Origin of the sequence: Klebsiella sp. GG_Kp173, assembly GCF_040062415.1 — a bacterium.
GTDB classification, from domain to species: Bacteria; Pseudomonadota; Gammaproteobacteria; order Enterobacterales; family Enterobacteriaceae; genus Klebsiella; species Klebsiella quasipneumoniae.
On record NZ_JBEAFZ010000086.1, the window covers coordinates 36463 to 57582 of the forward strand.

Annotated in this window: 22 protein-coding genes and 1 pseudogene; 12 read left to right on the forward strand and 11 right to left on the reverse strand. The window is 61.9% G+C overall.

The genetic code is table 11. The annotated features are described in order from the left end of the window. The first annotated feature begins 74 nt into the window (after positions 1–74). Positions 75–1175, forward strand: a complete 1101-nt coding sequence (locus ABLU50_RS20940) for an NADH:flavin oxidoreductase/NADH oxidase (protein WP_106479186.1) — start codon at positions 75–77, stop codon at positions 1173–1175. Positions 1176–1404: 229 nt separating this feature from the next. Here the strand turns inward: ABLU50_RS20940 and ABLU50_RS20945 are convergent, their stop codons facing one another. Then, positions 1405–1893 carry an E3 ubiquitin--protein ligase gene (locus ABLU50_RS20945; protein ID WP_087833314.1) on the reverse strand — a complete coding sequence of 163 codons (489 nt, stop codon included), beginning with the start codon at positions 1891–1893 and terminating at the stop codon, positions 1405–1407. Positions 1894–1981: 88 nt separating this feature from the next. Continuing rightward, entirely contained in the window at positions 1982–2887 is a 906-nt protein-coding gene (locus ABLU50_RS20950; RefSeq protein ID WP_072206860.1) for a LysR family transcriptional regulator, read from the reverse strand. A gap of 174 nt (positions 2888–3061) precedes the next feature. Here ABLU50_RS20950 and ABLU50_RS20955 point away from each other — a divergent pair, with 174 nt between their 5' ends. After that, a complete protein-coding gene (locus tag ABLU50_RS20955; protein ID WP_017900276.1) occupies positions 3062–4039 on the forward strand; it encodes a nitronate monooxygenase in 978 nt (325 codons plus the stop codon). A 32-nt stretch (positions 4040–4071) separates the two neighbouring features. Here ABLU50_RS20955 and hpxK read toward each other — a convergent pair whose 3' ends face one another. The 7 genes from hpxK to hpxU all read right to left on the reverse strand — a co-directional run bounded on the left by hpxK (position 4072) and on the right by hpxU (position 10473). Beyond that, on the reverse strand, positions 4072–5331 hold the full coding sequence (gene hpxK, locus ABLU50_RS20960) for an allantoate amidohydrolase (RefSeq protein WP_087833315.1): 1260 nt from the start codon (positions 5329–5331) through the stop codon (positions 4072–4074). Then, positions 5328–6569, reverse strand: coding sequence for an alanine--glyoxylate aminotransferase family protein (locus tag ABLU50_RS20965; protein ID WP_087833316.1), 1242 nt, complete (start codon positions 6567–6569; stop codon positions 5328–5330). Before ABLU50_RS20965 ends, hpxK begins: the two co-directional genes overlap by 4 nt. 15 nt (positions 6570–6584) lie before the next feature. Beyond that, positions 6585–7322: an amino acid ABC transporter ATP-binding protein gene (locus ABLU50_RS20970; protein ID WP_002905293.1), complete on the reverse strand. Its 738-nt coding sequence runs from the start codon at positions 7320–7322 to the stop codon at positions 6585–6587. Beyond that, positions 7303–7959 (reverse strand): amino acid ABC transporter permease, encoded by a 657-nt coding sequence (locus ABLU50_RS20975; protein ID WP_002905295.1) that lies wholly within the window; start codon positions 7957–7959, stop codon positions 7303–7305. The genes ABLU50_RS20970 and ABLU50_RS20975 overlap by 20 nt, the downstream gene beginning before the upstream one ends. Then, positions 7959–8624, reverse strand: coding sequence for an amino acid ABC transporter permease (locus ABLU50_RS20980; RefSeq protein WP_087833317.1), 666 nt, complete (start codon positions 8622–8624; stop codon positions 7959–7961). The genes ABLU50_RS20975 and ABLU50_RS20980 overlap by 1 nt, the downstream gene beginning before the upstream one ends. A gap of 9 nt (positions 8625–8633) precedes the next feature. Continuing rightward, complete coding sequence (locus tag ABLU50_RS20985) at positions 8634–9419, reverse strand: transporter substrate-binding domain-containing protein (RefSeq protein ID WP_002905298.1); 786 nt, start codon at positions 9417–9419, stop codon at positions 8634–8636. Between the two features lie 214 nt (positions 9420–9633). Beyond that, positions 9634–10473, reverse strand: a complete 840-nt coding sequence (hpxU, locus tag ABLU50_RS20990) for a MurR/RpiR family transcriptional regulator HpxU (protein WP_087833318.1) — start codon at positions 10471–10473, stop codon at positions 9634–9636. 179 nt (positions 10474–10652) lie between these two features. Between hpxU and hpxW the strand changes: the two genes are divergently transcribed. The 5 genes from hpxW (at position 10653) to ABLU50_RS21015 (ending at position 14719) form a co-directional block, all read left to right on the forward strand. Continuing rightward, on the forward strand, positions 10653–12239 hold the full coding sequence (gene hpxW / locus ABLU50_RS20995; RefSeq protein WP_087833319.1) for an oxamate amidohydrolase: 1587 nt from the start codon (positions 10653–10655) through the stop codon (positions 12237–12239). A 10-nt stretch (positions 12240–12249) separates the two neighbouring features. Further along, positions 12250–12435, forward strand: a complete 186-nt coding sequence (hpxX, locus tag ABLU50_RS21000; protein WP_057215351.1) for an oxalurate catabolism protein HpxX — start codon at positions 12250–12252, stop codon at positions 12433–12435. Further along, a complete protein-coding gene (locus ABLU50_RS21005; RefSeq protein WP_087833320.1) occupies positions 12432–13829 on the forward strand; it encodes an AtzE family amidohydrolase in 1398 nt (465 codons plus the stop codon). Before hpxX ends, ABLU50_RS21005 begins: the two co-directional genes overlap by 4 nt. Beyond that, on the forward strand, positions 13826–14212 hold the full coding sequence (hpxZ, locus tag ABLU50_RS21010) for an oxalurate catabolism protein HpxZ (RefSeq protein WP_002905421.1): 387 nt from the start codon (positions 13826–13828) through the stop codon (positions 14210–14212). The genes ABLU50_RS21005 and hpxZ overlap by 4 nt, the downstream gene beginning before the upstream one ends. An 84-nt stretch (positions 14213–14296) precedes the next feature. Then, positions 14297–14719 (forward strand): GNAT family N-acetyltransferase, encoded by a 423-nt coding sequence (locus ABLU50_RS21015; RefSeq protein ID WP_002905423.1) that lies wholly within the window; start codon positions 14297–14299, stop codon positions 14717–14719. Positions 14720–14756: 37 nt separating this feature from the next. On the opposite strand, the gene asd is transcribed toward ABLU50_RS21015, so the two are convergent. Then, entirely contained in the window at positions 14757–15875 is a 1119-nt protein-coding gene (asd, locus tag ABLU50_RS21020; protein ID WP_087833321.1) for an aspartate-semialdehyde dehydrogenase, read from the reverse strand. Between the two features lie 191 nt (positions 15876–16066). On the opposite strand from asd, the pseudogene ABLU50_RS21025 reads away from it, so the two are divergent. From ABLU50_RS21025 to fabF, 5 genes and pseudogenes are all read left to right on the forward strand, one after another. Further along, a pseudogene (locus ABLU50_RS21025) lies at positions 16067–16186 on the forward strand (hypothetical protein); the annotation flags it as partial. Continuing rightward, positions 16183–16740, forward strand: a complete 558-nt coding sequence (locus tag ABLU50_RS21030) for a helix-turn-helix domain-containing protein (protein WP_002905427.1) — start codon at positions 16183–16185, stop codon at positions 16738–16740. The pseudogene ABLU50_RS21025 and the gene ABLU50_RS21030, both read left to right, overlap by 4 nt. Next, positions 16724–17764, forward strand: coding sequence for an HlyD family secretion protein (locus tag ABLU50_RS21035; RefSeq protein ID WP_060655854.1), 1041 nt, complete (start codon positions 16724–16726; stop codon positions 17762–17764). The genes ABLU50_RS21030 and ABLU50_RS21035 overlap by 17 nt, the downstream gene beginning before the upstream one ends. After that, positions 17761–19323, forward strand: coding sequence for a DHA2 family efflux MFS transporter permease subunit (locus ABLU50_RS21040; RefSeq protein ID WP_087833322.1), 1563 nt, complete (start codon positions 17761–17763; stop codon positions 19321–19323). Before ABLU50_RS21035 ends, ABLU50_RS21040 begins: the two co-directional genes overlap by 4 nt. Positions 19324–19342: 19 nt before the next feature. Further along, positions 19343–20617: a beta-ketoacyl-ACP synthase II gene (gene fabF / locus ABLU50_RS21045; RefSeq protein WP_087833323.1), complete on the forward strand. Its 1275-nt coding sequence runs from the start codon at positions 19343–19345 to the stop codon at positions 20615–20617. A 3-nt stretch (positions 20618–20620) separates the two neighbouring features. Here fabF and ABLU50_RS21050 read toward each other — a convergent pair whose 3' ends face one another. Beyond that, positions 20621–21112 carry a DMT family transporter gene (locus tag ABLU50_RS21050; RefSeq protein ID WP_087833324.1) on the reverse strand — a complete coding sequence of 164 codons (492 nt, stop codon included), beginning with the start codon at positions 21110–21112 and terminating at the stop codon, positions 20621–20623. Positions 21113–21120 lie beyond the last annotated feature (8 nt).

Consider the following 21120-nt stretch of genomic DNA (forward strand, 5'->3'; position numbering starts at 1 on the left):
GGGCCAGCAGGCGTGCTATAAACAGTGGCTGTTCGCCCCCGTGCAAGACCACGTCTAACATTTACGAGGTACTCATGAGTCATCTTTTTAGCGCGACGCGTATTGGTCAGTTGACGCTGGATAACCGTATCGTTATCGCCCCCATGTGTCAGTATTCTGCCAACGAGGGGAAGGCAACCTCCTGGCACCGGATCCACCTCGGGCAGCTGGCGTTCTCCGGCGCCGGCCTGTTAATTCTGGAAGCCACGGCAGTAGAGCCGGCGGGACGTATCTCGCCTGGGGATCTGGGGCTGTGGGATGATGAAACCGAAAACGCCCTGCGTGCCGTGGTGGAGGATATCCGGGCCTGGTCACCGATCCCTCTGGGGATCCAGCTGGGGCATGCCGGGCGCAAGGCCTCCTGCGCGGCCCCCTGGCAGGGTGGCCATCAGCTGGCGCTCAACCAGGGCGGCTGGCAGACCGTCGCCCCCTCCGCGGTGGCGTTTCACGACGGCGACCGCGCCCCGGCCGAGCTGAGCCATGCCGATCTGGCACGCATCAAAGCGGCCTTTGTCGCCAGCGCGTTGCGCGCCCAACGCCTGGGCTTTGAGCTGATTGAGCTGCACGCCGCTCACGGCTATCTGCTGCACCAGTTTCTTTCACCGCTCAGCAATCAGCGCCGTGACGAGTATGGCGGTTCGCTGGAAAACCGAATGCGCTATCCGCTGGAAGTGTTTAAGGCAATCCGCGAGGCGGTGGGCAACGCCATGGCGGTGGGCGTCAGGTTGTCGGCTACCGACTGGGTTGAAGGCGGCTGGGACGGCGAGCAGTCCATTCAGTTCAGCCAGCAGCTGGAAGCGCTGGGCAGCGACTATATCCATGTCTCCAGCGGCGGTTTGTCGCCGCAGCAGGCCATCACCGTCGGTCCGGGCTACCAGTTGCCTTTCGCCCGCGACATTCGCGAGCAGGTAGCCATCCCGGTGATTGGCGTAGGGCTGATCACCGACCCGCAGCAGGCGGAAGCGGCGCTGGAGAATGGCGATGCCGACCTGATCGCCCTCGCCCGCGCGGTGCTCTACGATCCGCACTGGCCATGGCACGCTGCCGCCAGCCTCGGCGCCCAGGTTCGCGTTCCTTCGCAATATCTGCGCTCCGAGCCACACGGCCTGAAAGGCACCCTGCTGCCAAACCGTTGAACCCGCGGCGGGCATAAAAAAGGGGTATCGTAAGATACCCCTCAGCAGGATGTTATTGCGGTCCATATGCCGGGCGGCGTCGCCTTGCCCGGCCTACAAAAGGGTGATGCCCGGTCATTGCGCAGCCAACCCGCCCCCTGCGTAGGCCCGCGCAAGCGCAGCGCCGCCGGGCAATCTATCAGGCTCCGCTCCCTATATTTCCGGGCGACGGCCCGGCAAACACCGCGAGTTACTGCTGGGCGGGCGGTGGCGTGGTGTTCTGTTTATCTTTCGCGATACTGTCCTGAATGGCTTTGGTTTTGCTCGCCGCTTCCGCCGAAAGCTGATTAGCGTCACCGATGGCGTTGTCTTTAATCTGACCCGCCTCTTTGACTATGCGGTCACTTTCCTGCTTTGCGTTCTGCTTCACCGCTTCGGCCTGGGCTTTCGCCTGCTGGTCGATGGCATCCGCTTTCTTGTCCGCCTCCGCCTTGATGGCGCTGGCCTGATCCTTCAGACGATCGGCCTCGGCGTCGGCCTGGCTTTTCAGCGTATCAATTTGCTTATCCGCATCCTGCTTAATCGCCTGGGCTTTGTCCGCCGCGGCATCTTTCATCTGCTCCGCATTATCTTTGGCCTTATCCAGTTTGTTATCCACTTTCGACGCATCGTCGCAGCCAAACAGGGTCAGGCAAAGGGCGGAAGCAAGCAGTGTTTTATTCCAGAGTTTCATCAGCATTCCCTTACAGGTTGAGTCATTATCCAGCCTTGTGATTTATTGCCTTAATAGCATTCACATTTTATATATAAACGCTCAGCCACCAGAGTCAAGGCGACACCGGTCGATCCAGCGTCGCCACCAGCCCCTGCAGCCACTCGGCAAACACCCGCACCTTATGCGAGAGATGCCGGTGCGGATAGAGCAGCGACAGTGGCCGACGCGGCGCCGGGAAGTCCGGCAGAATTTCTACCAGCTCCCCACTATCGATATAGGGTTGTAGAAAGAATCGCATTCCCTGCAGCATGCCCAACCCTGCCAGCCCGGCGGCGGTAAAAACTTCTGAGTTGTCCAGCACCAGTTTACCGGGGATGGCGATCTGCCTGATGCCCTCCGGGGTCTGGAATCGCCAGGGCATAATCTGTCGGCTGCTGCTGTTTACCCAGTTCACCGCCAGGTGCGACTGCAGTTCCTCCAGCGTGGCGGGCGCTCCATAGCGAGCCAGATACGCAGGACTCGCGCAGGTGGTTAACGCCACCTCCCCCAGCGAGCGCGCCACATAGTCGCCATCCTCCAGATCCCCCACCCGCAGCAGACAATCCAAGCCATCGCGCAGCATATCCCGGCGCACATCGGAGCTACTGAGGACAATTTCCACTTCCGGATGGGCCTGATAAAAATCCGCCAGATGCGGGATCACCAGCAGCCGCGCAAAAGCGATTGGCATATCGACGCGTAGCTGGCCGCGGATCGGCCGGTCCGGCGCGAACGACTCCAGCAGATCGTCGGCCTGGGAGAGCAGCGGTTTACTGCGCCGATAAAACTCTTCTCCTTCCGGCGTGAGATACAGGCGGCGGGTAGTGCGCTGCAGCAACCTGACACCGCTCTCCCGCTCCAGCTGCTGCAGCGCTTTGGTCACCGCCGGCCGGTGGATCTGCAAATTTTCCGCCGCCTGGGCAAAGCTACCGGCGTCGACGATTTCAATAAAGATTTTAATATTTTCAAACAGGTTCATCTGCATAACGGCTCGTTCCCCGTCTCTTCGTCTGCCTCAATTATTACCAATTTAATAACAGTGATGAAAGTTTTTGCTCATTTTTAAAAACAATAAAGGCGCCTACACTGCCCTCATTGCCGCATCGCTGGGGCGAAGAAATTGATAACTCATTAACGAACAAGGAAAAATATCATGCAAACTAACCGTGTGGCCCGCATTTTGGGTATTGAAAAACCGGTAGTCCAGGGCCCGCTCTCCTGGCTGACCGATGCTCGTCTGGTGGCGGCCGTCGGCAACGCCGGTGGTCTCGGGGTGCTGGGCCCGAACGCCGGCCTGACGGCGGCAACCGCCGTCTCCACGCCGGAGGCGACGGCAGAGAAAATGCGCGAAGAGATCCGCAAAACCAAACAGCTGACCGAGAAACCCTTTGGCGTCAACCTGATCCCGACGGCGGAAAACGACATCTGGACGCCGGCGATCCTGCCGGTGATCAAAGAGGAAGGTGTTAAGGTGGTGGTCTACACCGGCTACGGAGACGGTTCGTTAAAACCGGCGCTGTTCGATGAGCTGAAAACCGCCGGGATCACCATTATCTACCGCGATATTAACCCGACGCCGGAGAACAGCCGTCGCGCGGAGCAGGCCGGAGCGGACATCATCGTCGCCACCGGCTTTGACGAAGGCGGCACGCTGCCGGCTACCGCAATGGGGACCTTCACTATCGTCCCACTGATCGTTGACGCTGTTCAGCGGGTTCCGGTGATGGCCGCGGGGGGCATCACCGACGCCCGGGGAGCGCGCGCTGCTCACGCCCTCGGCGCGGAAGGCGTCTTCGCCGGTTCGGTATTCATCAGCACCGTCGAAAGTCGCGTTCCCGACTCGGTGAAAGCGAAAATTCTCGCCGCCAACGGCCTGGATCTGCGGCTGTTTCGCACGCTGCCGGACTATTATCGCGCCCTGCCTGGCAAACTGAGCGACAAGCTGGTGGCCATGGACCGGGCCGGAGCCTCAAAGGCCGAGCTGGCCCAGGCGATGGGCGGTCTGCGCGGAATGCGGCTGGGCATGCTGGAGGGGAATACCGATGAGGGATATATCTCGCTGGGGGCGGGGATCGGCAACATCCATGCCATCGCCTCCGTCGCTGAGGTAGTCAACCAGCTGGCGGTGTGAAACCGCCAGCCGGGTTACGGCAACGGGCGCGATCAGGCGTCAGCTACCTTCTCTACCGCCCGGGAGAACGCGTCGATAGCCAGCCCGACGTCGGCGGCGGTGACCGACTCCGCCGGGTGATGGCTGACGCCCCCCAGGCAGCGCACAAACAGCATGGCCGATGGCCAGCGCTCGGCGATGGCGATGGCGTCATGCCCTGCGCCGCTCGGCAGCGTCAGTGAACGCCCCTGCACCGCCGTCACCGCCTCGCTCAGCACCGCCTGCAGTTGACTGTCGCAGGCGGTGGCGGCGATACGGTAATACTCCTCGGCGGTGAAGCTCAGCTGGCGGCGCCCGGCAATGGCCTGCGCCTGCGCCAGCAGCTCTTCCAGCAGCGCCGCCAGCGGTGCATCCTGCGGGCCGCGAATATCCAGCGTCAGCTGCACCTCGCCCGGAATCACGTTCACCGCGCCCGGCGCACAGCGCAGGGTGCCGACCGTCGCCACCAGGTTGCCGCCGCGCTGCCGGGTCAGGCTTTCCACCTGCACCATCCATTCCGCCGCCGCGGCGAGCGCGTCCTTACGATGGAGCATCGGCACCGTGCCGGCATGGCCGGCTTCGCCGGTAAAGCGGCAGGTCAGGCGGCGGGCGCCGTTAATCGCCTCCACCACGCCGAGCGCCAGACCCGCCTGCTCCAGGCACGGCCCCTGCTCGATATGCAGTTCGAGATAGGCGGCGATATCCTGCGGGTTGCGGGCGGCATGGGCGATCCGCGCCGGATCGAGTCCGGCATTCACCAGCGCCTGGGCGACGCTCACCCCGTCGGCATCGCACTGTGACAGCCAGCTTTCGGGCCAGGTGCCGGTAACGCCGCGGCTACCCAGCAGGGTGATGCCGAAGCGGGTGCCCTCTTCATCGCCAAAGCCGACGATCTCGATAGCCTTCGCCAGCCGTCGCCCCTGCTGGTGCAGACGCTGGACCACCTCAATCGCCGCCAGCACGCCGAGCATGCCGTCGTAGCGCCCGGCGTTGCGCACGGTGTCGAGATGAGAGCCCAGCAGCACCGCCGGCGCGCCCTCCTGCACGCCTTCATAGCGACCGCAGATATTACCGACGCTGTCCTGCCATACCATCATGCCGGCGGCCTGCATCCACTGGCCCACCAGCTGGTTGGCCTGCAGATGCTCCGGCGACAGATAGACCCGGGTCAGGGCGTCGGCGGTTTCGCTGAGGGCGGCCAGCTGGTCGGCGCGCGCCATCACCCGGCTGGCGGCCGCCTCTATCTCCGCCTGCTGGCGGACGGTATCACTCATAGGGTGGCCTCGGTGCGGTAGTGATCCCAGGCCGCCTGCATCGCCGCGCCCTGGGTGGTGGTGAACTTGAGGTAGTTCAGGACCGCCTCCAGCGCGCTGAGGGTCTGCATCACACAGTCTTTACGCGCGTTATAGCCCATGGTGCCAATGCGCCAGACTTTACCGTGCAGCGGGCCGAACGAGGTGCCAATCTCAATGCCGAAATCTTCCAGCATCAGCTTACGCACCTGATCGCCGTTGATCCCGTTGGGGATCACCACCCCCAGCACGTTATTCATTTTGTGCCGCAGGTCGCCAAAGGTCTCGAGCCCCATCGCCTGGATCCCTTTCAGCAGCGCATCGCCGTGCAGCTTGTGACGGGCGATGCCGTTGTCGAGTCCCTCCTGGAGGATCAGGCGCGCGCACTCCCGGGCGGCGAACAGCGCCGAGGTCGCTTCGGTATGGTGGTTAAGGCGCTCCGGCCCCCAGTAATCCATCACCATGCCGAGATCGAAATAGTTGGAGTAGATCATCTCGTCGACGCCATCGTGGTGGGCATCGGTGCGGATCCCCTGCTCAATGCAGCGGCGGCGGCGGATGACCTCTTCCATCTGTGGGCTGAGGGTGATGGGCGAGGTGCCGGAGGGGCCGCCCAGGCACTTCTGCATCCCGGCGGACACCGCGTCCAGCTGCCAGGCGTCGGTTTCCAGCGGGTTGCCGCCGAGCGACGCGGTGGCGTCGGTATAGAACAGCACGTCGTGGCGACGACAAATCTCTCCCAGCTCCGCCAGCGGTTGCAGCATGGTGGTCGAGGTATCGCCCTGCACGGTGAGCAGCAGGCGCGGGCGCACGCGCTTGATCGCGTCTTCAACCTGGTCCGGGGTAAAGACTTCCCCCCACGGCACCTCGATGGTGTGTACTTCTGCCCGGCAGCGGCGCGCAATCTCGCACAGCAGATGACCAAACCGGCCGAACACCGGCACCAGCACCTTGTCGCCCGGCCGGATCGCCGACACCAGGATCGCTTCGATACCGGCGCGGGAGGTGCCGTCCACCAGCATCGTCCAGCGGTTTTCGGTGCGAAACACGCCGCGGTAGAGCGCCATGACTTCATTCATGTAGTGGGTCATCGCCGGATCGTACTGACCCACCAGCTGGCTCGCCATGGCGCGCAGCACGCGCGGGTCGGCGTTGATCGGCCCCGGGCCCATCAGCAGGCGCTGCGGCGGGTTAATTTGCGAAAACTGAGTGATATCCATCTGCCATTCCTTACGTTAGTTAAGACCGCGCACCGAGGAGATAAACTGTTTCAGTTCGGTTGTCTGCGGACTGGCGAACAGCGTTTTGCTGTCGCCCTGCTCCCAGACGCGCCCCTGATGCATAAACACCACGCGGTCGCCCACTTCGCGGGCAAAATTCATTTCATGGGTGACGAGGATCAGCGTCATGCCTTCCGCCGCCAGCTGCTCCAGCACCTTCAGCACTTCGCCCACCAGTTCCGGGTCAAGCGCCGAAGTGATTTCGTCACAGAGTAAAACTTTTGGCGACATGGCCAGCGCCCGGGCGATGGCTACGCGCTGCTGCTGGCCGCCGGAGAGGTTGGCCGGATAGTAATCCAGACGATCGCCAAGACCGACCTTCTCCAGCATCCGCTGCGCCAGCTCGCGACATTCGGCCTGAGACTTCTTCAGCACCCGCCGCGGGGCCAGCATGACGTTCTCCAGCGCCGTCATGTGCGGAAAGAGATTGAAGTTCTGAAACACCATGCCGATGGAGCGGCTGATCTCCCGGGCCTGGGAATCGCGGTCGGTGATGGTCATGCCCCCGAGCTTGATGCTCCCCTCCTGGTACCCCTCCAGACCATTGATGCAGCGCAGCAGGGTGCTTTTGCCCGAGCCGCTGCGGCCGATGATCGAGATTACTTCCCCCATGTCGATATCCAGATCGACGCCCTTCAGCACATGGTTGTCGCCGTAGTACTTCTGCATCTGATTAATGGTGATGAGAGGCATTGAATTTGTTCTCCAGATAACGGCTGTAGCGGGACAGCGGATAGCACAGAATGAAATAGCCCAGCGCCACCAGGGCAAACACTTTAAACGGCTGGTAAGTGACGTTGGTCAGCATGGTTCCTGCCTTGGTCAGCTCCACAAAGCCAATAATCGATGCCAGCGCCGTGCCTTTGATCACCTGCACGGCGAACCCCACCGTCGGCGCGATGGCGATGCGCAGCGCCTGCGGCGCCACCACCCGGTACAGGGTCTGGCCGAAGCTCAGCCCGAGACAGCGCGAGGCTTCCCACTGGCCTTTCGGCAGCGCGCGAATGCTGCCGAACCAGATATCCAGCAGAAAGGCGCTGGTATAAAGCGTCAGAGCCACCGACGCCGCGGTCCATGCCGAGACGTCGATGCCGAACAGCGCTACGCCGAAAAATGCCAGAAACAGCTGCATCAGCAGCGGCGTCCCCTGAAACAGTTCGACGTAGCCGCGGATCAGCCGTTTCACCTGCCGTCCGCCAGTCAGGCGCAGCAGCAGCAGCGGTAAGGTCACCAGCGCCCCGCCGGTGAACGCGACCAGCGACAGCAGCACCGTCCAGCGACCGGCCAGCAGCAGGTTGCGGATAATGTCCCAGTCGGTAAAGGTGGTCATCATGCCTGCACCCCCAGCCATTTACGCCCCGCCGCCATCAGCAGCTGGCGTATCGCTATCGATAACGCTAAGTAGATCCCGGTGGTCACCAGATAGACCTCAAAGCTCAAAAACGTCCGCGACTGGATCAGGTTGGCGGCGAAGGTCAGCTCCTCATAGGAGACCTGCGACACCACCGACGAGCCGAGCATCACGATGATGCACTGGCTAACCAGCGCCGGATAAATCCGCTGCAGCGCCGGGGGCAGCACCACGCGAACGAAAGTTTGCGTCCGGCTGAGCCCGAGCACGCGTCCGGCCTCCCACTGGCCTTTCGGCGTCACCTGGATGCCGGCGCGCACGATCTCGGTGCTGTAAGCCCCAAGGTTAACCACCATCGCCAGCAGCGCCGCTTCGCCGGCGGTCATCTTCAGACCCAGGTTCGGTAAACCAAAAACGATAAAAAAGAGCTGCACCACGAACGGCGTGTTACGGATGATTTCCACATATCCGCCCCAGATCCGGCTGAGGACGCCCGGGCGGCCGCTGCGGATCGCCGCCCCGAGGATCCCAATCGCCAGTCCGCCGATCGTCGCCAGCACCGTCAGCTGCACCGTCACCCACAGACCGGCCAGCAGCTCCGGCCAGTGCGGCCAGAGCTCAGAAAAATGAAGTTGCTCCGTCATCCACAGACCTTACGCGCCGAGGCTGGCAGGCAGCGGCGCTTTCAGCCACTTCTCAGACAAACCGTTGAGGGTGCCGTCCTTAATGCCCTGCTCGATCAGGGTATCCACTTTCGCCTTCAGCGCCGGTTCGTTCTTTTTCAGCCCGATAAAGCACGGCGAGTCCTTCAGCATAAAGCTCGGCACCGGCGCTTTGTCAGCGTTCTGCCGGGAGATGGCCGCCACCACCAGGTTACCGGTGGCGACATACTGCACCTGGCCCGACAGATAGGCCGACAGCGTGGTGTTATTGTCCTCGTAGCGCTTAATCTGCGCCGCCTGCGGCGCCACGCTGGTCAGCACCATATCTTCCACCGCCCCACGGGTCACGCCGACGCTTTTACCGCTCAGCGCGGCCGCGTCCTTCAGCTCCGCCCCTTTCGGGCCAAACACCCCGAGGAAGAACGGGGCGTAGGCGCGGCTGAAATCGATCACTTTCTCGCGCTCGGCGTTCTTGCCGAGGCTGGAGATCACCAGGTCCACCTTATCGGTCTGCAGATACGGCACGCGGTTGGCGCTGGTCACCGGGACCAGCTGCAGCTTGAGCTTCATCGACTTCGCCAGATAGCGCGCCATATCGATGTCATACCCCTGCGGCTGCAGGTCAGTCCCCACCGAGCCGAACGGCGGAAAATCCTGGGGCACGGCAATGCGGATGACGCCGCGTTTTTCAATATCCTGGAGCTGGTCAGCCTGCGCGGCAGAAACAGACGAAAGGAGACAAGCGGCCCCGGCCAGTGCGATCAACAGTTTCTTCATGATGTTTACCCGTTACGTTAGCATGAAACAAAAGATTCTTTGAATCTGTTTTTGCAACTAATGTGCCAGATACGGTCGATGCGCGGGTTGCCGAGGAATTTAAGCTAAAAGTGAGAAAGGACAGGCAGTAAGGAGCCGAAGAACAAAAAAAGACGGCGCCAGAACGCGGAACAATATGCACCATATTGATGCACAGCACCACGCTGGCGCCCCATCACCGTTGTTCCAGCTCGTCCAGTTGCTGGTAAAGCGCAGCGATATCGTGGATGCGCGGACGACCGCTATCGAGCGTTTCGTGCAGAAAGGCATTGGCCAACAGATTGATCAGGCTGTTGACCGAGGCATAGCTGTCGTAAGCCGAGACGCTGTCCAGCGGCGCGCAGAGCTGCCAGCGGGAGAGCGGGAACAGACTGTGGGCCTGCGGCTCGCACATTAACAGGACCGGCACACCATCGCGCTGCAGCTGCTGCAGGAGCGGGCGGACGATCCGCGGCCGCCGGCGAAATGCCATCATCACCACCAGATCATCGGCGGTCAGATCGACCAGCTCTTCGCTGAGGCTCTGCCCAGGCTGGGGCAGCACCAGCACCTGACCGCGGGCCTGTAGCAGCTGCTGGCGCAAGTGCAGCGCCGCCGGATAGGCATTGCGCATGCCAATCACCACAATGCGGCGCGCGGCCACCATCGCCGTCAGCGCCTCGGCGAACTGGCGCGCGTCAAGGGCGTTGACCCATTGGGTGAGGTTCGCCATCTCCTGCTTATAATGACGCGCCAGCAGCGTGTTACCCTGCACCGCGTCGCGCTGGTCAGTCAACGGCATCCCGCTCTGGCGCAGGGTGCGCAGTTCATCGCGCATGTCCTTATATTTGTCATAGCCCAGGCGCTTGAACAGCCGGCTGACGGTGGCTTTCGATACGCCGCTCAGCTGCGCCAGCTCGGCGCTGTTGTAGCTTATCAGGTCATCAAAGTGGTCAAAGATGAAATCCGCCACCCGCTGTTCCTGCGGCGACAGCGAGGCGTATTGCCCTTTCAGTCGTTCATCGAGTTGTTGCATAGCGCCCCTGTAACTTTCGTTTCATCGTCTATCCCTCATCATACTGTATCTGCTATGCCTTACACATAGCGTGCCAGCGGGAAAATTCCGGTCATTGTTTTTATCAATGAAACGAAACGTTCAGAGCTGGAACAGCTTTTGCAGTGTTCTGCGGGTGATTCGTTCAGAAAGGATAATTTATGCACAGTAGCAACGTTTCGACCCACGGCATGGCGGTCGCTCCCCACCACCTCGCCAGCCAGAGCGCGCTGGCCATCTTGCGCGAGGGCGGCAGCGCCATTGAAGCGATGGTGGCTGCCGCGGCGGCCATCGCCGTCGTCTATCCTCATATGAATGGCCTCGGCGGCGATGGTTTCTGGCTGATCGTGCCGCCTGAGGGAGACCCCATCGCCATTGACGCCAGCGGGGCCGCCGGGTCGCTGGCGACCCTCGAGGCCTACGCCGGACAGCAGCATATTCCCCACCGGGGACCGCAGGCCGCGCTGACCGTCGCCGGCACCGTCAGCGGCTGGGACGAGGCGCTGCGGATTTCACGGGACTTAACCGGCCGCGCGCTGCCGGTGGCGCGCCTGCTGGCCGATGCGATCGGTTATGCCGAAGACGGCATTCCGGTCACCGCCTCGCAGGCCCACGCCACCGCCAGCAAACTGGAAGAGCTGCGCCATCAGCCGGGCTTCAGCGAAACCTGGCTGGTCGCGGGCGAGGCCCCGAGGCCCGGCAGCCGCTTCCGCCAGCCCGCCCTCGCCGGTACCCTGCGCATGCTGGCCAGCGACGGTCTCGACAGTTTCTATCGCGGTCCGCTGGCTGAACGTCTCGCCCAGGGGATGGCCGCGCTGGGGATGCCTGTCACCCTCGGCGACCTGCAGGCCCACCGCGCCCGGCGTCCGGCGCCGCTGACGCTCCAGCACCAGCAGGGAACGCTGTGGAATCTTGCCCCACCCACACAGGGGCTGGTGTCGCTGGCGATCCTCGGCATCACCGACCGTCTGAAGATGGCCGACGCCGACGAGGCGCAAACGGTGCACCGTATCGTCGAAGCCACCAAGCGGGCGTTTGCCCTGCGCGATGCGCATATCACCGATCCGCGCCATCTGGATGTGGATGTTCAGGCGTTGCTCACCCCGGAAGCCCTGCAGCCGCTGGCCGACAGCATCGACGACGCCAGCGCTTCTCCCTGGGGCGGCGGCAAAGGACCGGGCGATACCGTCTGGATGGGCGTCGTGGATAACAGCGGGCTGGCGGTGTCATTCATTCAGAGCATCTATCACGAGTTTGGCAGCGGCGTGGTGATCCCGGACACCGGGATCGTCTGGCAAAACCGCGGGGCGGCCTTCAGCCTCGATCCGCAGCATCTCCTGGCGCTGGCCCCTGGCAAACAGCCGTTCCATACCCTCAACCCCGCCGCGGCGCGCCTGAACGATGGCCGGGTGATGGTCTATGGCTCGATGGGCGGCGACGGTCAGCCGCAGACCCAGGCCGCGCTGTTTACCCGCTATATCCTGCAGGGGGCGCCGCTGCAGGAGAGCATCTCCCGTCCGCGCTGGCTGCTGGGCCGCACCTGGGGCCAGTCCTCGGATTCACTGAAGCTGGAGGGACGCTTTGCCCCCGCCTGCATCGCGCGTCTGCGCGATCTGGGGCACGAGGTGGAAGTGCTGGCCGATTTCAGCGAAGCGATGGGCCACGCCGGGGCCATTGTCCGCCATCCCAACGGCCTGCTTGAAGGGGCTACCGATCCACGCAGCAACGGCGCCGCCGCCGGATACTAAGGAGCAGACCATGACCACACAGCCTGACTGGAGCGAGTATCTGACGCAGATGACTCACCTTTTTGATATGGAGCTGGATGCGCCGCGCCGCGAGGAGCTGGAGCGCCAGTTTGCCCGCATCGCCGCCATGGCGCAGCCGCTGATGGACTATCCGCTCGGGCCGCGCGAGGAGATAGCGGGGGTGTATAAAGCATGACACTTCACCATTTTACCATCGCCGAGATCCAGCGTGCGCTGCACGAAGGCGAACTGAGCGCCCGGGAGATCGCCCGCCAGACGCTGGACGATATCGCCCGCGTGAATCCGCAGATCAACGCCTGGACCGAGGTCACCGCCCAGCGCATGCTGGCGGAGGCCGACAGCATCGACGCCCTGCGCCGGGAAAAGCGCCCCCTGCCGCCGCTGGCAGGCATTCCCTATGCGGTGAAAAATCTGTTTGATGTCGCCGGGCACACCACCCTCGCCGGTGCGGAGCTGCTGAGCGACCGGCCGCCGGCAGCCAGCGACAGCTGGGCGGTGCGCCAGCTGCACAGCGCCGGCGCCCTGCTCAGCGGGATGCTCAATATGGACGCCTACGCCTATGGCTTTACCACCGAAAACAGCCACTATGGCGCGACGCACAACCCGCACGATCTGTCGCGGATCGCCGGCGGATCCTCCGGCGGTTCGGCCGCAGCGGTGGCCGCCGGACTGGTCCATTTCAGCCTCGGCAGCGACACCAACGGCTCGATTCGCGTCCCCGCGTCGCTGTGCGGGATCTTTGGCCTGAAACCCACTTTCGGCCGCCTCTCCCGCTCCGGCAGCCATCCGTTTGTCGCCAGTCTGGATCATATTGGTCCCTTTGCCCGCCGGGTGGCCGACCTCGCCTCGGTGTATGACGCCCTGCAGGGGCGCGACCCGGCCGATGACTTTCAGGCCGATAAAGCCAGCGAGCGCACCGGCAACCTGCTGGAGCGTGGACTGGAGGGTCTGCGCTGCGCGCGGCTGGGGGGCTATTTCACCACCTGGTGCGATGATGACGCCCGGGCGGCCGTGGATCGAGTCGCCCACGCGCTGGGCGCCGACAGCGAGCTGCAGTTCGCGGATGCCGCCCTGGCACGCTCGGCGGCTTTTATCATCAGCGCCAGCGAAGGCGGTAATCAATATCTGCCGGATCTTCGCCAGTCGCCCGAGCGCTTTGAACCCCACTCCCGCGAGCGGCTGCTGGCCGGGGCGATGATCCCCTCGGCGTGGTATCTGCAGGCCCAGCGCTTCCGCCGTCATGCCCGTCAGGCGATGAAATCCCTGTTCAGTCAGGCCGACGTGCTGATTGCCCCGGCCACCCCATGCAGCGCCACGTCGATAGGCGCCGAGGAGATGGTGATTAACGGCCAGCCGCTGCCGGTGCGCGCCAGCATGGGCATGCTGACCCAGCCGATCTCCTTCCTCGGGCTGCCGGTGGTGACCGTGCCCCTGCGTACCGCCAGCGGCAAGCCGATTGGCCTGCAGCTGATAGCCGCGCCGTTTAACGAACAAGCCTGTCTTCGCGCCGCGCGGGCGCTGGAAGCGATGGGCGTTACCGATGCCCGAGTGGCGGAGAGTGCAGCATGATCAATCTGGACAATGTAGACCGCCCGGCGATCCTCGCCGAGGTGACGGCGGCGTTTTATCAGTATGAAGAGGCGCTGGTCAGCAATAACATCGAGGCGCTGGACGCGTTGTTCTGGCATGACCCGCGCACCGTGCGGCTGGGGGCCGGCGAAAATCTGTATGGCATTGAGGCGATCCGCGCCTTTCGCGCCGCCCGCCCCGCCGCCGGTCTGGCCCGCGACCTGCGCCATACCACCATCACCACCTTTGGCGCGGACATGGCGGTATGCAGCACCGAGTTTACCCGCGAAGGCAGCGCGCGCCTGGGGCGTCAGCAGCAAACGTGGGTGCGCTTTCCCTACGGCTGGCGGATTGTCGCCGCCCAGGTCAGTCTGATGGACTGAGAGGCGTACACTGACGGGCCGGGGGAATGTGGCTATCCACCGGCCCGCACCCGCCCGGTATCAATACGTGAGGAGACGATGGTCATGGTGTTAATCAGGGCTGCTGAATCAAAAGATATCCCCGCGCTGAAAACGCTATTTCTGCAGCTGGGCTATCAGACGGAGACGGCGATCTTAGCGCAACGCATCACTGAACCCCAAAGTATGATGCATACGCTGGTGGCTGAAGCAGAAAACACCGTGTGTGGCGTGGTCGTTATCAATTTTATCTTACCGGTACATGAAAACCGATTGTGGGCATTAATTTCCGCGCTGGTGATAGAGGAATCGTCACGGGGTTCAGGGATAGGCCAGCAGCTTCTCCATGCCGCAGAGCGCCTCGCCCGCGATAAACAATGCGCTCATATTGAGCTTTCAAGCAGTGAAAAAAGAATCAGAGCGCATCAATTTTATGAAAATAACGGCTATAAGGAAGTCCGCAAACGCTTCGTTAAACATTTGTCTTAACCGCCAGCGAACGAGTGCTTTCCCCGAATAATCTTAACTATATTTTGCCCAGCAGGATATTTAACATGCGGCGCAGGGGTTCCGCCGCGCCCCACAATAGCTGATCGCCAACCGTTAACACCGAGTAGACGGGTTCATTATTTAGCGACATTTTCTTGTAGCGGCCAATTCCTACCTGCAACGAACCACTAATAGCAGCCGGGGTCAATTTACTGACACTCTCTTGCTTATTATTGGGGATATAGTTTACCCACGGATGGGAATGGGTGACTAACTCAGCAAATTCCGCTTCGCTGACCTCACGTTTCAGTTTAAGGGTAATGGCAGCGCTGTGGCAGCGGATTACGCCGACCCGAATGCATAAGCCATTGACCGGGATGCTGCCGGGTGCAAGGCCAAGAATTTTATTGGTTTCCGCCTCGCCCTTCCATTCTTCGCGGCTATTTCCATCGCCTAAATCGCTGTCGATCCACGGAATGATGCTGCCCATCAGCGGGACGCCAAAATTCTCCACCGGCATGCCGGCGCTATTAATCAATTCACTCACTTTATTGACTAAAGGCAGCACGGAACCTGATGCCGTCAGTTCATCCGCAGATAAATGCTGACTGATATACGCGCTTTGCGCGATGAATTCCCGCACCTGTTTGGCGCCCGCCCCGGAGGCAGACTGATAGGTCATCACGCTCATCCATTCAATCAGGTCAGCCTTGATCAGCCCGGCCAGCCCCATCAGGCTCAGCGTGATGGAGCAGTTGCCGCCGACAAACAGTTTCACTCCTGCTTTCACCGCGCGATCGATATTATCGCGGTTGACCGGATCGAGAATAATGCAGGCGTTGTCATCCATCCGCAGCGCCGAAGCGGCGTCAATCCAGTACCCTTGCCAGCCAGAGTTAATTAACGCAGGATAGATGGCTTTGGTATAATCCCCGCCCTGACAGGTTATAATAATATCCATTTCGGCGAGGGCGCTAAGGGAATTCGCATCTTTCAGTTTGTCGCTTTTACCATTAATAACCGGGCCAGCGGCACCCGCACTGGAGGTACTAAAAAAATGCGCTGAAATATCGTCGAAATCATTTTCTTCGATCATGCGCTGCAACAATACTGAGCCAACCATGCCCCGCCAGCCAACAATACCCACCTGCTTCATTTATTTAACCTTAAAAAGTTATGAGAATGTTAATTTGAGTGTCGCCATACCTTATATCGTATCCCCCAATAAAGGTCATTACCCAGCACATCGATTTTTATCATTATTAAAATGTTTCATCTGCCATCAGCGATAGTTATCTCTTATTACGGTCAGGCAGATATAAGGCGGCGGAGACTGTTCAAAGGGAGAAACGACGTAGCGGAACGGCAGCGGCTTCTCCCCTGGCTGCCATGAATAGTCACTTGCATTTTGATAGTTACTATGTCAATTTGCTGGCAAAAGCCACTTGGTTACTGGACAGCCCATGAAAAATGAACCGCTTTGCCACGCTCCCTGCCCCATCGCCCGCAGCCTTGGCCGCATCGGCGACAGCTGGAGCATCATGATCTTGCGCGACGCCTTTGCGGGCTTTACCCGCTTCGACGAATTTCAGAAAAGCAGCAACGTCGCGCCCAATATTCTGTCGCGCCGCCTGAAGGCGCTGGTCGACGACGGCCTGCTGGAGAAGGTGTGCTACAGCAGCACGCCGCCGCGCTACGAATACCACCTCACCCCGCGGGGCCGCGATTTCCGCATGGTGCTGCTGGCGCTGGCGGAATGGGGTAACCGCCACTTCGCTCCCGAAGGCCGTCAGATGCAGCTGGTGGAAACCGCCACCCAGCGCCGGGTGGATCCGATCATGGTGGATAAAGCGACCGGGGAAGAGATTATCCCGGGTAAATACGCCATGGTGCCGGGCCCCGCCGCCTCGCCGCTGATGCAATATCGTCATGAATATCTGCTGCGCAAACGCGAAGGCGATAGCGGGCAAAAATTCCAGCCTGAACCCTACAGAGATGCCAACCATGAAGCTGGCCAGTAAGAAAAGCGTCCTCGTCCTGGCGGCCCTCTCCGCCGTTCTGGCGGCAGCGAGCTACGGCGCGTACTGGTGGCAAACCGGACGTTTTCTGCAGACCACCGATGACGCCTATGTTGGCGGCGACATTAGCGCCATCTCCAGCAAAGTCTCCGGCTATATCCAGCAGCTGGCGGTGCAGGACAATATGGCGGTGAAAAAAGGTGACCTGTTGATCCGCATTGACGACCGCGATTACCGCGCCGCCCTCGCGAAAGCCGCCGGGGAAGTGGCGGCCCAGCAGGCCGCGCTGGCCGATATCCAGGCTACCCGCCAGCTACAGCAGGCGACCATTGCCGGCTCTACGGCCTCGTTACTGGCCGCCACGGCGGCAACCGAAAAACTGGCTAACGACAACCGACGCTATAACGCCCTGGCCGCATCGAGCGCGATTTCCGCACAGATCCGCGATAACGCCTCCGCCGATTATCGCCGGGCGCATGCCGAGCAGGAGAAAGCCAAAGCGGATAAAACCGTGGCCGAACGTCAGCTGGCGGTGCTGGATGCTCGCCAGCAGCAAACCCTGGCTGCCCTGGCGCAGGCCCAGGCTAACCTCGAGATGGCCAGGCTGAACCTCAGCTATACCGACATTCGCGCGCCGTTCGATGGGGTGATTGGCAACCGCCGCGCGTGGTCCGGCTCCTTCGTCAGCAGCGGCACGCAGCTGCTCTCCCTGGTGCCCGCGCACGGCCTGTGGATTGACGCCAACTTCAAGGAAAACCAGCTGGCGCATATGCGCGCCGGCCAGGCGGTGACCATCGTCGCCGATGTGCTGCCGAACCATACCTTTAAGGGCCATGTCGCCAGCCTGGCGCCGGCGACCGGCTCACGCTTCAGCATTCTGCCGGCGGAGAACGCGACCGGGAATTTCACTAAAATCGTGCAGCGGGTGCCGGTTCGCATTGCGCTGGAAGGTGACGGGGCAAAGCTTGACGTCCTGCGCCCGGGACTGTCGGTGATCGTTACCGTGAATGAAAAGAGCCCTCGATGAGCACCGCTCAGGCGCTGTCCGCCCCGCAGGGTCTGTCGATGCCGACGGCGAAGAAAATCTTTGCCTTCGCCAGCATGTGTGTGGGGATGTTTATCGCCCTTATCGACATCCAGATCGTCTCCGCCTCGCTGCGGGATATCGGCGGTGGCCTGTCGGCGGGCGACGATGAGACCGTCTGGGTACAAACCAGCTATCTGATCGCCGAGATCATTATTATCCCGCTTTCCGGCTGGCTGGCCCGGGTCATGTCGACCCGCTGGCTGTTCGCCGCCTCCGCGGCGGGCTTCACGCTGATGAGCCTGCTGTGCGGCTGGGCATGGAACATCCAGAGTATGATCGCCTTCCGCGCCCTGCAGGGGCTGGCGGGCGGGTCGATGATCCCCCTGGTGTTCACCACCGCTTTCGCCTTTTTTCAGGGCAAACAGCGGGTCATTGCCGCGGCGACGATCGGCGGCCTGGCCTCCCTCGCCCCTACGCTGGGCCCGACGGTGGGCGGCTGGATCACCGAAAACTACAACTGGCACTGGCTGTTCTTTATCAACGTTGTTCCGGGGATTTACATCGCGGTGGCAGTGCCGCTGCTGGTGAAAGTAGACAGCGCCGACCCCACTCTGCTGCGCGGCGCCGACTATCTCAGTATTCTGCTGCTGGCCGTGTCCCTCGGCTGCCTGGAATATACCCTCGAAGAAGGTCCTCGCTGGGGCTGGTTTGATGACGCGACCCTGACGACCACCGCCTGGGTCGCCCTGCTCTGCGGCGTGGCTTTTGTTATCCGCACCCTCCGCCATCCGCAGCCGGTGATGGATCTGCGGGCCCTGCACGACCGAACTTTCAGCCTCGGCTGCTATTTCTCGTTTATGGCCGGCGTCGGCATCTTCGCCACCATCTATTTAACCCCGCTGTATCTCGGTAGCGTGCGCGGTTTCAGCGCGCTGGAGATCGGCCTGGCGGTATTTTCCACCGGCTTGTTCCAGGTCATGTCTATTCCGTTTTATTCGTGGTTGGCCAACCGCGTTGACCTGCGCTGGCTGCTGATGGCCGGGCTGATCGGCTTTGCGGTGTCGATGTACAGCTTCGTCCCAATAACCCATGACTGGGGGGCGGACCAGTTGCTGCTCCCGCAGGCGTTTCGCGGACTGGCGCAGCAGTTTGCCGTCGCGCCAACGGTGACCCTGACGCTGGGCAGCCTGCCGCCCGCGCGCCTGAAGCTGGCCTCCGGGCTGTTTAATCTCATGCGCAACCTCGGAGGCGCTATCGGCATCGCCCTGTGCGGCACGGTGCTTAACGACAGAACCAATTTGCACTACAGCCGCCTGGCGGACCATCTGAATAACGCCAACCTGGCGATGAGCGATTTTGTTCAGCGCAGCGCGGCAAACTTCACCGTCCAGGGGATCTCGCCGGATGCCGCGCAGACGGCGGCGCTGAAAAATCTTTCCGCGCTGGCGCTGCGGGAGGCGCGAACCCAGGCCTTTTCCGATGCTTTCTACCTCATCATGATGGGTTTTTTGCTTGCCGCGCTGCTGGTTCCCTTGATGAAAAAGCCGCCGGCACACTGATACTACAGGAGAGTAAACTATGGGCGTTTCCGTTAAACGCATTGTCGTCACCGGGATGGGGATTGTCAGCCCGCTGGGCTGCGGCGTACAGCACGTCTGGCAGTCGCTGCTGGCAGGAAAGTCAGGGATCACCCGACTCAGCGAGCAGCTGGTCGCGGATATTCCCTGCAAAGTGGCCGGCCAGGTGCCGTCTATTGACAGCGATCCGCTGCACGGCTTCGACCCGCTGGCGACCATCCCGGCGAAAGAGCGCAAAAAGATGGATCGCTTTATCGAGTTTGCGCTGGTCGCCGCCCGTGAAGCGCTGACCCAGGCCGGCTGGTCGCCAGCATCTGCGGCCGAACAGGAACGTACCGCCACGGTGATCGCCACCGGGATCGGCGGCTTCAGCGAGATCGCCAATGCGGTACATACCACCGATGAACGCGGGCCGCGTCGCCTCTCGCCGTTCACTATCCCCTCTTTTCTGGCCAACCTGGCCGCCGGGCATGTGTCTATCGCTCACGGCTTCCGGGGCCCCATTGGCGCGCCGGTCACCGCCTGCGCAGCGGGTGCCCAGGCCATCGGCGATGCGGCGCGGATGATCCGCAGCGGCGAGGCGGATATTGCCCTCTGCGGCGGCGTGGAAGCGGCAATTCATCGCGTTAGCCTGGCCGGGTTTGCCGCGGCAAGGGCGCTCTCCAGCGCCTCCAACGACCAGCCGGAAGCCGCTTCCCGCCCCTTTGACCGCGACCGCGATGGATTTGTGATGGGAGAAGGCGCGGGGCTTATCGTGATCGAGTCACTGGAGCACGCGCTGGCGCGCGGCGCCACGCCGCTGGCCGAGCTGGTCGGCTACGGCACCAGCGCGGATGCTTATCACCTGACCGCAGGCCCGGAAGACGGGAACGGCGCGCGTCGGGCCATGGAGACCGCTATTCGCCAGGCCGGGGTGACCGTCGACGAGATTGACCATATCAACGCCCACGCCACCTCGACGCAGGTCGGTGATAAAGGTGAGCTGGCAGCGATTAAAACGCTGTTTGGCGCGCATCCGGTCGCCATTACCTCGACGAAATCAGCCACCGGCCATCTGTTAGGCGCGGCCGGCGGGATTGAGGCCATCTTCACCATTCAGGCGCTGCGTGACCAGGTGGTGCCGCCGACGCTGAACCTGCATCACCCCGATGAAGAGGCGGCAGGCATGAATCTGGTGGCGCTGCAGGCTCGCCCGCAGAAGATGCGCTATGCGCTGTCGAACGGTTTTGGCTTTGGCGGCGTTAACGCCAGCCTGCTGCTGAAACGCTGGGAATAATCGTCAGCTCCCCCCCGGCGATGGCTGGCGGGGGATTTTCGCCGTGGCAGCTTTTGCCCTGCTGCTGGAGTAAATGAAGAACAGCGCGATACCCAGGCAGAAAATGGCGCCGATTCGGCTCATCGAGAATGGAATCGACGCATTGCCCAGCCAGCCGAAGTTATCGATCAGCATGCTCATGGTTAACTGGCCAAAAATGACAGCGATCGTAGCAACTGCCGCGCCAATACGCTGGACGGCCAGTACCATAATAACGATATAAGGCACACCAAACATTGCGCCCAGCAGTTGCCATTTAGGCACGTCCATCAGCGTCAGGGTGTGTTTGGGTTCGAAGAAAAAGACCAGCAGCCCCGTCACCAGGGCGCCGACAGAAAATGTCAGGAACGCGCTTTTGAATACGCCAACCTTGCTGCCCAGCTGGCCATTGATAGCCGCCTGGATACTCAGCATGGCGCCACCAGCGACGGCGAGCAGAATCATGATAATAGTCATAATGTTAC